Below are 17,056 nucleotides of genomic sequence, written 5' to 3' on the forward strand. Positions count from 1 at the left end.
GGCCCCCGTAAATCGGGGGCTTTAATGTATTTATCATTCTAAATTAACTAAAAATGAAAAAAAACATATTAATGCTTTTGATAGCTCTCATTGCACTATTGCCCTCTTGTAAAAAAAATGAAATCTTGCAAAAAGATATTGATCCTACAAGTCTGAATAAAAATGCTAAGCAGCAAGGCTTCAATCTTGATTCATATGAGGTTGGAGGTACAATTGGTTGTGCAATAAGACTTACTGATCCATCAAGTTCTGGCTATCGTGATAATGATGCTTACGATTCTTGTATGGATGATATGTTAGCCGGAAGAAATACTTTAGGTAATCTGACAATGCCGGGTAAACCACCCATGTACCCAGCACCAGAGTGTTTGCCGTGCATGGTTCCTTCTACATTTAAAATAGATTTAATGCAATATTATTGGGCTCTATTGGATGTGCCTGAGCCGTCTACTGAACAAGATTATGTAATTGCAAGAAATAAACTAACAATTTTCAATACCATTATTGCTGCGATTTTTACTAACTCAAATGGAGAATTAGAGATTCCCGAGGATAGATTGACCAGACGAGATCAACTGCTGGCATATGCGGGAACACTTCCAGTTGGATTAGTTGATTATGTTGATTTTGTATATGGCAAGTATTTCTCATTAGAACCTGTTGTTGGTGCAAAATTATTTAGAGTACTTGATGCAAATGGATTTCAAATATCTTATAAATCTTACGGGGTTATAATAGGCGATGTTGCCATGAATTTATAATGTAGTCTATAATAATCAACTTAATATTGTTTATTTCAAACGCTCTCAAGGCCCCCGTAAATCGGGGGTTTTTTTATGACATAATTTTTAAACCCCTCCAAACGTTTTATCTGTATATTTGCCTAATGAAAAAGAAAGTCGTATTTATCTTATTTCTATTTGCCTTAACTTTTGCCATAAGCCCTAAAGTTAACGCACAGTGTGCCATGTGCAGCATTAATGCCGAGCAGGGTGTGAAAAATGGGAATACACAGGCAGAAGGATTAAACACCGGCGTTATTTATCTGTTGTCTATTCCTTACCTGATGGCGCTTATCGTTGGTGTGGTGTGGTATAAAAAATACCGTAAAAAGAACATTCAGCTAAACATGAAGAACGAGCCGATTAACCTGAATTAAATATGGCTGATAAAACCTCGAAGCTATATGCAATGGTACATGCAAAATGTCCGCATTGCCGCAGAGGCGATATCTTTACCGGAAGCATGTATGGATTTAACATTCAGCATACTAAGGAAATCTGCAGTCATTGTGCGCAGAGAATTGAGATAGAACCTGGTTATTTTTATGCTGCAATGTATGTAAGTTATGCCATGAATGTAATGGAGATGCTTTTGGTTAGCTTAATTACCTATCTAATTTGTGGGCCTTTAACTGATGATACTTTTTGGACATATCTTATTGTAATTTTTACAGGGTGTTTTCTTTTATACCCGTTCAATTACAGATATTCGAGAATTGTTTTACTACATGTTTTATCTCCAAACATTAAGTACAAACCTTATTACGATAATTGATTCTTAAGTTAATCTGTTAGCAGTTTTCAATTAACTGTGAACAATTAAATCAGTTAATCAAAAAACTATGCTTAAAAAAGATACGCTCAATTTTATAAAAGATGTTGCTGAGAACAACAACCGCGAATGGTTTGCGGAGCATAAGCACAAATACGAGGAAGCCAAGGCGGATGTTTTGGATCTGGTTACTTTACTCATTCCTGAAATTGCTAAAATTGACCCACTAATATCTTCCGAAATCGATCCCAAGAAATGTTTATTGCGTATCTATCGCGATGTTCGTTTCAGTAAAAATAAAGATCCTTATAAAAATAACTTTGGCGTTTGGTTTTCCTCGCGCAGTAAAGGCGGTAATGAGCCAGGTTATTACTTACACATCCAACCCAAGCAAAGTTTTGTTGCCGGTGGATACTGGATGCCGGATGCGCCACATGTAAAATTGATCCGTCAGGAAATAGATTATAACATTGGCGATTTTAAAGAAATTATAAACCATAAGGATTTTAAGGAAAGCTTTAAATTAGGTACTTCAGGTGCATTAAAAAACGCGCCAAAAGGATATGATCCTGCCGATCCGAACATAGAATTTTTAAAGTTGAAAAGTTTTGAAGCATCCATGTTGTTGAGTGATGATGAATTTTTTAAACCAACACTCGTTAATAAGTTGATAAGTTCTTTTCAAACAGTTCAACCATTAGTTGCATTTTTACGAAATGCCATTGATGCCTAATTTATGTATTAGCCATCAATAAAAATATAAACCATTAACCAAAATAATGATAATGAAAAATACCTTCCTTGCGTTTGCCATCTTACTATTCGTATCATCCATAACTTCTTGTGTGGTAATGTCGCCCAAAAAATATAAAGCACTATTGGGTACAAAAGATTCTTTATACACCGCTTTTAACGAAGGCCAAATTAAAATTGAAAACCTGGAAGGGGAAATAAAAAAATTAAAGAAAGATACAGCATTAATGGGCGAGGAGCTTCGCGACATCCAAGGTCGTTATAACAGTGTTGATGCGAACTATAAAAAGCTTAAAAACAACAGTTCGTCAGAAATTACTAAACTATCAGGAGATTTAGCGGCGAGAGAAAAGCGACTTAAAGAGGTAGAAGAAGTACTGCGTAAACGCGATGAAGCCACAAATCAATTAAAAGAGAAATTGCAACAGGCTTTATTAGGTTTTACAAAAAGCGGTTTAACCGTTGACATTAGAAATGGAAAAGTATATGTTTCTTTAATGGATAAGCTTTTATTCCCTTCGGGCAGTATTATTATTGATGAAAAAGGAAAACAAGCCTTAGCGCAGCTTGCAAAGGTTTTGAAAGAACAACCTGAGATTAATATCGCGGTTGAAGGACATACGGATAATCAGAAAGTAAATAATTTAGGACAGATTAAAGATAACTGGGATTTAAGTGTTTTAAGATCCACCTCTGTTGTTCGTTTTTTAACTGAAAGTGAAAAAGTAGAAGGCGTTAGAATGACGGCTACGGGTAAAGGCGAGTTCCAGCCGCTTGGACCAAATACTGGTGCTGATGGCAGAAGTAAAAACAGAAGAATTGAGATTGTATTATCGCCGAAATTAGACGAGCTGTACAACCTGATTAAATAATTTTAGGTGATAAAAAGTAAAGCCCCGGTATAAATACCGGGGCTTTACTTTTTATATGGATTTTGCTAATTACGCTTGTAAGATTTAAGAATTTTAAACGTATGATCGAACTCAATTCCATTCAGATTTGCATAATCGGGCATAGAAATTTTATGAACGGTTAAAAAATTCAATAATTCTTTAATTACGTTCGATACCTCTTCTGTTGCGTCAGTATGTTTAAGGCAATCTATTTTGATCAACATTAAAGATATTTCATACATTTTGAATTCATTTTTTGAAGTGAGTTCAATTCCTGCACTTATTTCAACTAAAGCCTGCTCAAAATTATCCGTATAGTTATAAAAATTGGCTTTAAATACACGGAATGCAGTAATTACGAAAGGTGTGTGATAGGTATAATCAGAGCTTATTATTTTTTCAAGGAATTGTATAATCCTTTGTGCTTTTTTAAAATAATGAAGCTGTAAATATGTTTGCCCTAAAATAATCAACAGGAAAGGGGAGAATACCGACGACCGGATGTAAAAGATGTTGGGGTATTTATTTAATATTGCCATTATAAACCGGTGGCATTCGGCATAATTTTTCTGAGAAAAGAGGGTAAGCAAAACAAGCCTGTATGCAAGTAATTCAGCTGTTGTCAGATCTTCATTCTTTAAAGGTTTACTTTTATCTATTTCCCGACAAAGCTTGATGATTTTCTCCTCTAAAGTTTTACTTTCATTGGGTTTATTATTCAGGTTATTGTTGAAATATAAAATCAGATCGTAAGGATTAATAGGGAAAAGTTCGCCCAATCTTTTATAATTTCTTTTTAAAAGCTGCATGTTGTTATTTAGCGCAGTCTTGTCAATATCAATTAAATAAATTATGCATTCTATTACGTTAAGCATAATCTGCATATCCTCATTAAAAACATTATCAGATATACTTTTAATGGTTTCCTTGTATAAACTTCCCATGGTTCTACCCATGGTCATAATATCAATAAAATCGATATTAATACTCTGTTTATTGAAATTTGAGTTGGGTTTGCCGAGTTCGTATTTCGCTACATAACATATAAAATCAAAAGAATTGTTTTTCTCCAGGTTTGCAAATGGAAGTTTAAAAATGTTTTTTAATTCGGCAATCTTATTTCTGTTAATACAAAACCTGATTGTCCAGTTTAAAATGTGATCCCTCAAATTTGACTGGTCACTAAAATTTTTCAAAATGTATTCAAAAAATTCTTTGCTCGGTTTATACTGAAATTTCTCGGTAATCTGGATAAAGATGAAGTAAGTATAAATATCGTTATTTAAAAAACGGATAACTTCTGTAGGAATAGAGGTACTCAACCTTTTTTCTTCGATAATGATGCCGGTAAAAATCAGTTCTTCGTACGCATCAGGGTAAGAAATGGCATAATTCAGTATTTCTTCTTTTGCCACCCTTAATCCTTTATTTCCCTGCGTTAAACACTCGCTGATTTTCTTCAGGATGAATATTTTCTCTGTACTTTTTTTAGAAAGGAAGACTTTTTTCTCCAAAAAGTAATTAATCAGTTCGTAACACAGTAAAGGATTAGACAGTTCGAGTAAATGGACCTCGCTTTTTAACTTGAAATATACCTGCAGCCAAAATGGTGTTTTAAACTGGTTGAGTAAGCTTGGGTGAATATCGTGTTTATGGATCGTTTTACCTTCAATATGACTGAGTGTATGTAGTATTTCTTCCGTATTTAAAGAAGGAACATTGCTTAACACATCCGAATCATAAAATAATCCGTTGTACCAGGTTTTGGTTAAAAAAGCTGAACCTGTTATTACGGGCTGTAAATTTATCCATGCGTTTGTTCTTAAACCAAAAACAATTTTAAAGAAATTATTTTCTTCTATACTGCATAAAAAATCAATTAAAACTTTAAAATACCTGCTTTTCATAAGGTATTCATCCAATCCATCAATAATCATGATAAATCTTCCTTCGCGTTTTTCAGGGTTTTTCTTAAAGTAGGCAATCAATTCACTAACGCTTCCAAACTTAAACTCTCTTAAAAACCAATCTTTAAACGTAATGCCATTTTGAAGCACTGTATTTATGCTTGTTGAATTGATCAATAAAACAATGTCGTTTTTATAAAGTGCCGTTTCTGAATAAAAGAAATGTTCTACAATATGTGCTAATAAGATGGATTTACCATGCCCGGGTTGTGCGCTTACCGTTGTAAACTGATAATTATTTTTTAAAAAATATTCAAAATCAGGGTAGAAAAAGCTTCTGCTTGCGGTAGATGAAAATGGCACGCCCGAATTATTCTTTTTTGCAATTAAAGAAATTTCAGTAATGGCCTGGGTTTTAAGTTTTAGGTTTTGCCATATGCTTTGTACAGAAGAAACCTGGTTTTCCTTGTCTTTACAAAAAGAATCCCAATCAGCGTAGCCAATATATTGTGAAAGACTATTTAACGTGAATAAAGAAAATTTATGTAATGTATTTGCAAATCCAAAAAAACGTTTAATTGTCGTTTCACTAACGTAATTTTTAGTTTCTTGAAATACAAATTCAGAAATTACCTTACAATGCCCGGGGTCTATGTTTCTTAGACCAGACTTTATAAGTACAAACTTCCTTAGTTCCTGATGGAGTTCGTTAGCGTTCATTAAATATAGAGATGGATGACTTTGCTAATGTCATCATAATTTAACAATCATTGAAATGATTTTGATAAGAAACATTTCTATGAATGAAATGAATGAACCACCTGATTTTAAGAATGAATAGTAATGGATAAATAAGGTTATTCGTGTAGGTGTAGATTTGTCATAATCATTTAATGCCTAAGTAGTGTGGCCAAATTCACTATATGGTAGTATTTCCCTAATAAACGCTGACATGATGAAAAATTTTACCTCTCATCTCCTTAAAGGAAGAATCTGCAATGCGCTTGTATTTGCGATCATTACTTTATTAACGCTCTTAAACTCAAAATCGTATGCACAAACCAGAGTTTATGCAAATCAGGTAACTATTCAAGATCATGTAACGGGTTCGGGCGCCATAACATCGGCTTCTTTAACTGATTTTGCAACCCTAAATTCGTATGGTGGGCTTGCTGTAGGTTTGGGCAGTTATGCCGGCGAACTTGAAATGAAGTTTCCAAACACCTTACCCGCAGGTACGCCATCTTATGTGAGGATAGATTTTAGCCCTGATGTTTTAAACGCATTACTGGGAGGGAACCTTGGAGGGCTTTTAGCAGATGTATTAGGGAATGTTGTTTTAGGGAATCATTCGTTTGAGGTTGGCGCAAGAAATGCTTCAGGAACAACTGTATTAAGCGGTTCGAGTACCGGGGCCTTCAGCAATGCCAGCTTAAGAATTGTTAAGGATGCAAATGGGTTTTTCTACGTAGAAATTACACCTACACAAGCTTATGATAGGGTTTATGTAAAAGATATAACCAATGCATTGTTACTGGGAACAAGCAATAGCAGTAAAGTGTACTATGCCTTCTACGGTTCCGGAACTGATCCGTGTGCACAAGCTTTTGCTACAGGTTATGAAGGAGATGGTTTAACCGTGGATGTTTTAGGCCTTGGAAAAGCAGGGGTAACAAACGCTGAAAGGGCTATAGATGCCGATCAAACCAATTATTCTGAAGTGAGTTTAGGTGCTTTAGGCGTAGCAGGTTCAATTAGTCAGATTTTTTATTTTGAAACCTTATCTAACGCAGGGGATGAATTTAATTTAAGATTTCAAACGTCTGCAGCCTTACTAAACGCTGGACTTTTAAATAATATTACAGTAACGGCATATAATGGCAATACCCAGGTATTTACCCAGCCTGCATCAACCTTATTAAACCTTGATTTATTGGGGCTGCTTCAAAGCGGTCAGGTTGTATCTGTACCATTTTCGCCAGGTTTACCTTTCGATCGGGTTAAGGTTACGGTGTCATCATTGCTGAATGTAAACTTAACGCAAAGCATTTCTATTTACGGTTTAACCAGATCAGCCGGAAGGCCAACTTTTACAGCACCAGCAAGCAATGCGGTGTCTATTTGTTATAATACCGGTGCAACATTATCTGCAACAACAACTGCTGCCAATGAATTAAGGTGGTATGATGTGGTTGATGGCGGAACTGCACTGGCCACAACAGCTTATAACGGAACATATCCAACAGGTGCATTAACTGCAACAAAAACCTATTATGTAGCGGCCAGAAGATTAAATTGTACTGCCGAATCTGGTCGGGTGCCCATTGTGGTAACCGTTAATCCGGCAATTGTTTTTAATACCACTATATTGAGCAATGCCACTATTGGCTTTGCATATACCAAACAAATCAATGTTGCAACAGGAGGTACACCAAATTATACCTATACTTTGGCTTCGGGCAGCACATTGCCTGCTAATTTAAGTTTATCACCGGCAGGTTTAATTACAGGAACACCTACTGTTGCAAATGACTATACTTTTTCAATTACAGCAACGGATGGTAAAGGATGTGCTGTAACCACGCCATTTACTTTAAAAGTTACTGCGGCTTTGATTTTAACACCTGGCGCATTAGCCAATGGAGTTACCTCGACTGTATACGTTACGCAAACCATTCCACCGGCAACGGGCGGAACAGGCCCGTATGTGTACAGTGCAACTAATCTTCCTCCGGGATTAACTTTTGATCCGGCTACACAACAAATTTCGGGCACGCCAACATTAAAAGGAATTTATACCATTCCGGTTACCGTTACCGATGCTAACGGAAATTCGGTTACTTCCAATTATACACTTAAAGTAACTGATCCATTGGTTTTGCCTGCAACAACACTGGCAGGTGGAATTACAGGAAGTACCTATAATACACAGGTTATTCCTGCTGCTACCGGTGGATCTGAGCCATTTACATATTCGGCAACAGGTCTTCCTCCGGGATTAAGCTTTGATCCAACAACAAGGGCAATTACCGGAACGCCAACCCAAGCCGGCAATTATACTGTTGTTGTAACAGTTACCGATGCCGATGGAAAAACCACAAATGCCAGTTATCCTTTAGCGGTAACGGATCCGCTGGCTCTTCCTGCTACTACTTTGGCAGATGGCACAGTTGGTGTGGCTTATACTACTCAGTCAATTCCTTCAGCAACGGGTGGAGTAGGACCATATACTTATGCGGCAACGAATCTTCCTCCGGGATTAACTTTTAATCCGGTTACAAGAGAAATTACCGGAACCCCAACCCAGGCCGGAAATTATTCAGTAGCCGTAACCGTTACTGATAGTCAAAACAAAACCGTAACAACCAATTATCCTGTTAAAATTATCGGACAACTTTCTTTACCATCTGCAACGTTGGCAAATGGTGTGGTTGGAGATGTTTATACAACACAAACACTGCCAGCAGTTACCGGTGGCACAGCCCCGTATACTTATTTGGCTACCAACCTTCCTCCGGGATTGAGTTTTAATACCGTTACAAGAGAAATAACAGGTACGCCAACAGTTGGAGGTAATTATACCATTTCTTTAACGGCAACAGATGCAAACAACAATAAGGTTAATACAGATTATATCATATCGGTTACCGTAAAAGCCCCTGTTGCAGCAGGTGTAAGTGTTTGCGCGGGTAGCCCGGCTACATTAAACGTGAGCAATCTGCAAGCTGGTGTAACATATAATTGGTACGCATCATCAGGAAATACAGCTTTAGCAACCAATAACACGGGCGTATTTGTAACACCTGCTGTAAGCACTCAAACTATATTTTATGTAGAAGCCGTATCGGGAACAGCTTTAAGTAGCCGTACAGCGGTTACAGTTTCTATAAACCCGGCAGCTACACCTGCGGTAATTACAACCAATAACCAGGTTATAAATAGCGGACAAACGACTACTTTATCGGCAACTGCCGATGCTGGAAATACCATTAACTGGTATAGCGCAGCAACTGGCGGAACTCAACTGGCCACAGGCACTTCATATACAACACCGGCATTAACAACGACCACAACTTATTATGTTGAAACAGTTAATAGCAATGGTTGCGTAAGTGCAAGCAGGGTTCCTGTAACGGTTACTGTACTTACAGGGCCGGGAAATCCAAATTGTAATGCAGCAAACAGTCAAAATACAGGTATTACAGGTCTTTGTTTATTGTGCGGTATAACCGGGCCAGGAAATTCTACCGATGCAGATTTGACCAACTTTACCCGCATATCCCTTGCTGTGGGTGTAACATCGGTTGGATATCAGCAATTAATTTTTCCAGCGGCAGGCGCGGCTACTGACAGCGTTCGTCTTGATTTAGCAACGCCAACAGGATTACTTGATCTTGGCGTTTTAGGAAACATAACAGTTAATATACTCAACGGAACAACACTTGTAAAAACATACCAGTTAAATTCGTCTTTATTAGACCTGAAACTTTTAAACGGAAACCGTTTTACGGCTACCTTACTTGCAGGTGGCGTGTACGATCGTGTAGAAGTAAGATTCGGTGCATTGGTATCAGCGATAACGAGTTTAGATATATATGGTGCTCAAATTATTTACCCTAATCCAACATTAATTGCCGGAAATCAAACCATCTGTTCAGGAAATACGGCTACTTTAACAGCTACTGCAAATGGAGGCACTAATTTAAGCTGGTACAGTGCCGCAACAGGAGGTACATTATTAACTTCTGGCGGAACATTTACAACGCCGGCTTTAACTGCAACCACAACTTATTATATAGAAGTATCAAAAGGAACGTGTGCAAACCCTGTAAGAATTCCGGTAACCGTTACGGTTACTCCGGTATTAACTGCACCGGTATTGGCGCCAATCGTTGCGGCATGCCAGGGTGCTTCTACAACTTTATCGGTTAGCAATCCAGATGCAACGATTACGTACAACTGGTATGATGCGGCCACTGCCGGAAACCTTGTATTTACCGGTTCGGTATTTGCAACTCCTGTTTTAAGTGCCAGCACTACATATTATGTGGAAGCTTCACAAGGTACATGCACAAGTGCTACACGTACTGCTGCTGCGGTAACCGTAACTCCTCGTCCGGCTTTACCGGTTATTACCGCATCTGCATCAACTGTAAGTCCGGGACAAACAGCTATTTTAACTGCCGGCCCAACAGATCCTAATATTAGTTTTAAATGGTATACTTCTGCAAATGCAACCACAGCAGTTTATACAGGCGATACTTATGTAACCCCACCTTTAACAGCAACCACCACTTATTATGTAGAGTCTGTTTCAAATACTTCGGGTTGTGTATCTGTTAGCCGTGTTCAGGTTACGGTTACGGTAGATGGCGGTGGGTCTTCAAATCCTGTACCATGCGAAGCACCGGTTAGTCAAACCAGCGATGTGGTAGGAGTTGCCTTATTATCAGGTGTATTTAACCCAACGCTTGCAATTGATAACGATACGCAAACGGCATCCTCATTGGTTATGCCAGTTGGTGCATTGGGCGCTTATGCTTATCAAACCGTTCGGTTTGCATCACTTTCAAGTGTTGGCGATACCGTACGTATGTTAGTTTCCACTCCAGGAAAATTATTGTCATTAGGTTTATTAAATGGTTCCCAGGTTACCACTTATAATGGTACAACCAGCAATAACGATACAAGATTATTAAATAACACCACTTTATTAAACATCCAATTATTAAGTGGTGATAGCCAGGCATTAATCACATTTGTGCCAACAGCTACATTTGACGGTATAGAACTGCGGTTAAATTCTGGTTTATTAGGTGCTTTAGCTTCTATTAACTTTAATTATGCGCAAAGGGTAATGGTTGCACCAACCGTTACAGCTGCAAATGTTACGGCATGTGCTGGTCAAACTGCCCTTTTGGAAGTTAGTAATCCATCGGCATTGCTAACCTACAGATGGTATGATGCCACTGGCACATATTTAACCGGAAAAGATGGAACAACCTTTACAACACCAGCTTTAACAGCAAATACCAAATACTATGTTTCGGGTGTATCTGCTTCGGGCTGCGTAAGCTACAGAACAGTAGTAAACGTAACCATAAATCCGCTGGCCGATGTTCCGCAACTGCTGGCTTCAAATGTTAATACTTGTTTGACTACTTCGGCAACCTTCCAGGTTAAAAATCCTGTGGTGGGTACTACCTATAATTGGTATAGCAGTTCAACTTCTACCACCATACTATTTACCGGAGATAAATTTATTACGCCAACTGTTACAGGCAATACAAGTTATTTTGTTGAAGCTGTTAATGGTTGCGGTACTGCCTCAGCAAGAACTGAAGCAACCGTTACTGTTGGTTCAATTGATATTCCGGTAATAACCCCGGCTGCGGTAACCATAAACGAAGGTTCTGTTGCCTCATTAACGGCAACATCAAGTACAGCGGGTGCTATTATTACCTGGTACGATAGTCCAACGGCTACCATTCCAGTGTTTACAGGAGAAACTTTTGTAACCCCACCTTTAACTGTTACGACAACTTATTATGTAGAAGCAACTGTTCCCGGTGGTTGTCCTGCAACTAGCAAAGCAAGTGTAACGGTAACTGTTATTCCTAATGGTACACCTATAGCAACCCCATGCGGAGCGGCTACCGTAGCGGTAACCACAGGCGTAGACGGAATTGCTCTTCTGGCAAGCGTAGTTAATCCTAACCTGGCTGTTGATAATGATATTAACACCGGATCGAGTTTAGTTATGCCAGTTGGTGCCTTGGGCGCTTCAGTATATCAAAGAGTAGGATTTACCGGTGGCGTATCAAACGTTGGCGATACATTGATTGTGAAAATCACTTCGCCAGGAAAATTATTATCATTAGCCGTATTGCCAAATTTAACCATAACGAGTTTTAATAACGGTACCAGCAACAATGATGGCGTAGCCGTAACCAATCCACTTATTGAGTTAAACTTGTTAAATGATGGAAGCGAGGCAACATTCAGATTTGTACCAACACTACCATTTGATCAGGTAGAAGTAAGGTTAAACTCAGGTTTGTTGGGCGCATTATCATCTGTAAATTTAAATTATGCACAGCGGACTACAACATTGCCAACTGTTGCCGCTGCTACAGTTAGCGCATGTCAGGGTACAGCTGCAACATTAACAGTTACTAATCCAAAAGCAAATACGGTATACAAATGGTACCAGGGTACAACTTACCAGGCAGGTAAAGATGGAGTAACTTTTACTACAGATCCTGCACTGGCAGCTGGTAGTTACGATTTCTTTGTAACGGCTTCTGCTTATGGTTGCGAAACTCAGCCAACTAAAGTTGTGGTAACCATCTTACCTCCGGCTGTTAATCCGGTTCCATCGCCAACCAATCCAACCACAACCTGCGTAAATACACCAGCAACTTTAAGTGTGGTTGCGGTAACAGGTGTTACTTATAATTGGTATGATGCTGCCACCGGAGGAAATCTTTTAGTGAGCAATAATAGTAGTTTTATTACTTCTGCTTCTTTAGCGCCGGGTACTTACGATTACTATGTAGAAGCAGTAAGTGGCAGCAGCTGCGTTAACCCTACACGCACTAAAGTTAGTATTACTGTAAATCCATCATCAACAGCAAATGATATTACCGTTACCGGAAATACATCATTATGTGCTTCTGGAATAGCAACACTTACAGCCAGTACCACTACTGTAACTAATCCGGTGTTTACCTGGTATAGTGATGCAGCTTTAACAAATGTTGTTTCTAATTCAGCTCAATTCATAACATCACCAATTACGGTAACGACTAAATTTTATGTAACCGTGAGTGGAACAAATAAATGTGCAAATGCGCCAGGCAGTGCAGAAGAGGTAACGATAACGGTTAATCCAGTAGCCACTGCTGCTGATATTAGCTTATCAGGTACAAGTACAGTTTGTGGTGGTTCTACAGTAACCCTTACCGCAAGCAGTACTACGGTTACCAATCCGATATTTACCTGGTATAGTGATGCCGCTTTAACCACCAAAGAATTTGAAGGTGCAACCTTTACCACAGGCGTTTTAAATGCAAATACAACTTTTTATGTTACCGTTAAGGGAGTTAACAAGTGCGAAAATACAGCAGCAACGGCTAAATCAATTACCATTACGGTTAACCCAATTGCAACCGATGCAGATATCGCCATTAGCGGTATAACATCTATATGCAAAGGCTCTTCAGCAACCTTGTCTGCAACAACTACTTCAGTTACCAATCCGGTGTTTACCTGGTACAGCGATGCTGCACTAACAACGGTTGCTTATACAGGCGCAACTTTTACAACAGGGATTTTAACGGCCAATACCACCTATTATGTAACAGTAAGAGGAGATAACAGGTGTGAAAATAAAACCAATGCCATGGTTGTTAACGTAACTGTAAAAGATTACGCAACAGCGGCAGATATTACAGTGAACAATGCAAATATTTGTTCAGGATCATCTGTGGTGCTTATGGCATCAAGCTTAACCGTAACTCAACCTGTATTTACCTGGTATAGCGATGCTTCGTTAACCAGCGTAGTATTTACGGGGCCAACCTTTACTATCCCTTCATTAACCACCACCACTACTTATTATGTAACAGTTAAGGGAACCAATAAATGTGAGAATGGTGCCGCCGATGCTAAAGTGGTAACGGTTACGGTTAATCCACTGGCTACAATGACAGATATTATTGTTAATGGAAGTACAGTTGCCTGCGGTGGTGCCTCTGCAACGCTTACAGCAACATCACCAACAGTAACCAATCCAATATTTACCTGGTATAGCGACGCAGCTTTAACAAATCTAAGCTATGTCGGGGCCAATTTCGTAACGCCGGCTCTATCTGCCAATACCACTTATTATGTAACGGTTAAAGGCGATAATAAATGTGAAAACGCTCCAGGTACAGCTAAATCAATTAATATAATTGTTAAACCAGTTGCAACATCGTCTGATATTATTGCAGCCGATGCAACCATCTGTGCAGGAACTTCCGCAACGCTGATTGCCAGTTCGACCACAGTAACCAATCCGGTATTTACCTGGTATAGTGATGCGGCTTTAACTACAGTTGCATTTGTTGGGGCTACCTATACAACAGACCCGTTAAATGCCATAACTAAATTCTATGTAACGGTAAAAGGGGATAACGTATGTGAAAATTCGCCACTTACCGCAAAAGTGGTTACTGTAAATGTAAATATGGCTGCCACAGCTGCTGATGTAACCGTTTCTACACCTGCTAAAATCTGTGGAACAGGAGGTGCTGTAATTAATGCAAGTTCAACTACAGTAACCAGTCCGGTATTTACCTGGTATAACGATGCTTCATTAACAAGTGTGGCTTTCGTTGGTCCAATTTTTACAACACCAACATTAACGGCAACCACTACTTATTATGTTACCGTGAAAGGTGCAAACCGGTGCGAAACCGCTGCCGCAAATGCCAGCGCTGTAACGGTTATTGTGAATCCATTCGCTACAGCAGCTGATATAACTGTAAATGGTTCAACCAGCGTTTGTGCAAATTCTACTGCAGTGCTTACCGCAAGCAGTACTACGGTAACTAACCCAGTATTTACCTGGTATAGTGATGCCGCTTTAACAAATGTAGCCTATGTAGGTGCAGTATTTACAACGCCTGTATTAACCGCTAATGCCAGTTATTATGTAACTGTAAAAGGGGATAATAAATGCGAAAATACGGCTGCCAATGCAAAATCGGTTAACCTCGTTGTTAATCCCGTTGCATCTTTAGCAGATATTACCGCTGCTGATGCAACTATTTGTGCCGGTTCTTCTGCCGCGCTGGTTGCAAGCTCTACTACGGTAACCAACCCGGTATTTACCTGGTATAGTGATGCCGCTTTAACCACAGTTGCTTTTGTTGGCGGATCATTTAACACCGACCCATTAACCACTACCACTAAGTACTATGTAACCGTTAAAGGAGACAATAGATGCGAAAGCTCACCTTCAACGGCCAAAGCGGTAACCGTAAATGTGAACACGGGCGCTACAGCAGATGACATTACTTTAACAACTCCTAATACCATTTGCGGAACAGGAACCGTTGTAATTAACGCAAGTTCAACTACAGTTAACAATCCAGTATTTACCTGGTATAATGATGCTTCATTAACAAGTGTAGCTTTTGTTGGACCAATATTTACAACTCCGGTTTTAAGCACAACCACTACTTATTATGTAACGGTTAAAGGAACCAACAGGTGTGAAAACACAGCTGCAAATGCAAAAGTGGTTACGGTTAAGGTTAATCCGGCTGCAACAGCCTCGGATGTTACAGTAACAGGTTCTACAGCAATTTGTGCAAGCGCCACCGCCAATTTAACGGCGAGCAGCACAACCGTAACCAATCCAGTATTTACCTGGTATAATGATGCGGCCTTAACCAGTGTAGCTTTTGTGGGTGCGGTATTTACAACACCAACGCTCACCACAAATACCACTTATTATGTAACGGTAAAAGGTGATAACAGATGTGAAAATACAGCGGGAACTGCAAATACAGTAAATATCGTCGTTAATGCATTGCCAAATAACCCGGTTGTTTCAAATACCGGAACCAATATATGTGCAGGTGATGCTACAACATTAAATATTTCGAACGCGCAAACAGGTGTCACTTACGAGTGGTATAGTGCGGCAACAGGCGGTAGTTTGCTATTCACAGGTACTTCTTATACCACTGGAATGCTTGCCGCATCAACTGATTACTATATTTTAGCCATCGGTACCGGCGGTTGTAACAATAATGGAGGAAGGGTGAAAGTTACAGTAACCGTAAATCCTAAACCAACTGTGCCTTCGGTTGCTTCTTCATCAGTTAGTGTATGTTCGGGAAGTTCGGCTGTACTGTCTGTTTCGAATCCACAGGCAAATGTAACATACAACTGGTATACAAATGCAACCGGGGGAACTGCTATAGGAACAGGAAATTCATTCTCAACACCTGCAGTAATTGCTAATACTACTTACTATGTTGAAGGAATGGCTGGCTCGTGTACCTCAGCATCAAGAACCGCTGTTAATGTGACGCCATTGCCTGTACCCGTTGCACCAGCATCGGCAACGCCTGCAAACGGAACTTTATGCGCTGGAAGTACGACAATATTAACGGTTAACAATCCGGTAACGGGATTAATTTACAGATGGTATGCTTCAAGCTCAGGCGGCACTGTTTTGGCAGAAGGCATAACCTTTACTACACCTGCCTTAACAGCCAGTACCACATATTATGTAGAAAGCGTTGCTACTGGTGGCTGTGCAAGTGCAACAAGAACAGCCGTAACTATAAATGTACTGCCAGTACTGGAAAAACCAGTTGTTGTTTTACGAACCTCAGATGCAGGAAGTATAACCTTTGGCTGGGCGGCCGTAAATGGAGCAACAGGATATGAAGTTTCTTTAGATAATGGTTTAACATGGATAGCTCCAACCAATGGAACGTCAGGCACAACCTATTTCATTGCAGGTTTAAAACCAGATCAGGCTGTAACAATAATTGTAAGGGCTAAAGGTCAGATTGATTGCCAAACCAGTGCAAATTCAAATCCATTTACCGGTAAGGCAACCAACCCGCTTGGAAATACAGTGTACATTCCTAATGCATTTACACCTAATAATGATGGTAAAAATGATGTATTCCTGATTTATGGTACCGCTATTGCCAGCGCAAAAATGTACGTGTATACACAGTGGGGGCAATTAATATTCCAGTCTAATTCTGTTTCAAACGGATGGGATGGAACCTACAAAGGTGTTAACCAAACTTCAGGAGTTTATGTATATATGGTCGAAGTTACTTTTAATGATGGAACCACATCCGTACAGAAGGGTACCATAACCTTAATCAGATAATGATAAGCAGGATAATTTATAAAAAGACAAAATTGAAT

Annotated in this window: 7 protein-coding genes; 6 read left to right on the forward strand and 1 reads right to left on the reverse strand. The window is 39.2% G+C overall.

The features are described from left to right. The first annotated feature begins 53 nt into the window (after positions 1-53). From R2Q77_RS15745 to R2Q77_RS15765, 5 genes are all read left to right on the forward strand, one after another. Positions 54-761 (forward strand): hypothetical protein, encoded by a 708-nt coding sequence (locus R2Q77_RS15745; RefSeq protein ID WP_316804683.1) that lies wholly within the window; start codon positions 54-56, stop codon positions 759-761. Positions 762-886: 125 nt separating this feature from the next. Then, the gene (locus tag R2Q77_RS15750) at positions 887-1,159 is read left to right on the forward strand and encodes a hypothetical protein (RefSeq protein ID WP_316804684.1); all 273 of its coding nucleotides are present in this window, start codon (positions 887-889) and stop codon (positions 1,157-1,159) included. A 2-nt stretch (positions 1,160-1,161) separates the two neighbouring features. Beyond that, entirely contained in the window at positions 1,162-1,557 is a 396-nt protein-coding gene (locus R2Q77_RS15755; RefSeq protein WP_316804685.1) for a DUF983 domain-containing protein, read from the forward strand. 67 nt (positions 1,558-1,624) lie between these two features. After that, positions 1,625-2,287: a DUF2461 domain-containing protein gene (locus tag R2Q77_RS15760; protein ID WP_316804686.1), complete on the forward strand. Its 663-nt coding sequence runs from the start codon at positions 1,625-1,627 to the stop codon at positions 2,285-2,287. A 52-nt stretch (positions 2,288-2,339) separates the two neighbouring features. Continuing rightward, positions 2,340-3,179, forward strand: a complete 840-nt coding sequence (locus R2Q77_RS15765; protein ID WP_316804687.1) for an OmpA family protein — start codon at positions 2,340-2,342, stop codon at positions 3,177-3,179. Between the two features lie 65 nt (positions 3,180-3,244). Here R2Q77_RS15765 and R2Q77_RS15770 read toward each other — a convergent pair whose 3' ends face one another. Further along, on the reverse strand, positions 3,245-5,827 hold the full coding sequence (locus R2Q77_RS15770) for a hypothetical protein (protein WP_316804688.1): 2,583 nt from the start codon (positions 5,825-5,827) through the stop codon (positions 3,245-3,247). Positions 5,828-6,059: 232 nt separating this feature from the next. Here R2Q77_RS15770 and R2Q77_RS15775 point away from each other — a divergent pair, with 232 nt between their 5' ends. Further along, the gene (locus R2Q77_RS15775; protein WP_316804689.1) at positions 6,060-17,018 is read left to right on the forward strand and encodes a putative Ig domain-containing protein; all 10,959 of its coding nucleotides are present in this window, start codon (positions 6,060-6,062) and stop codon (positions 17,016-17,018) included. Positions 17,019-17,056 lie beyond the last annotated feature (38 nt).

The sequence above is a fragment of the Pedobacter nototheniae genome (genome assembly GCF_032678625.1).
In the GTDB taxonomy this organism is placed as follows: Bacteria; Bacteroidota; Bacteroidia; order Sphingobacteriales; family Sphingobacteriaceae; genus Pedobacter; species Pedobacter nototheniae_A.

Bases quoted from the DNA above. Each gene is read 5' to 3' on its own strand.
- R2Q77_RS15760 (WP_316804686.1), top strand. From the start codon at position 1,625: ATGCTTAAAAAAGATACGCTCAATTTTATAAAAGATGTTGCTGAGAAC.
- R2Q77_RS15755 (WP_316804685.1), top strand. From the start codon at position 1,162: ATGGCTGATAAAACCTCGAAGCTATATGCAATGGTACATGCAAAATGT.
- R2Q77_RS15745 (WP_316804683.1), top strand. From the start codon at position 54: ATGAAAAAAAACATATTAATGCTTTTGATAGCTCTCATTGCACTATTG.
- R2Q77_RS15775 (WP_316804689.1), top strand. From the start codon at position 6,060: ATGATGAAAAATTTTACCTCTCATCTCCTTAAAGGAAGAATCTGCAAT.
- R2Q77_RS15770 (WP_316804688.1), bottom strand. From the start codon at position 5,827: ATGAACGCTAACGAACTCCATCAGGAACTAAGGAAGTTTGTACTTATA.
- R2Q77_RS15750 (WP_316804684.1), top strand. From the start codon at position 887: ATGAAAAAGAAAGTCGTATTTATCTTATTTCTATTTGCCTTAACTTTT.
- R2Q77_RS15765 (WP_316804687.1), top strand. From the start codon at position 2,340: ATGAAAAATACCTTCCTTGCGTTTGCCATCTTACTATTCGTATCATCC.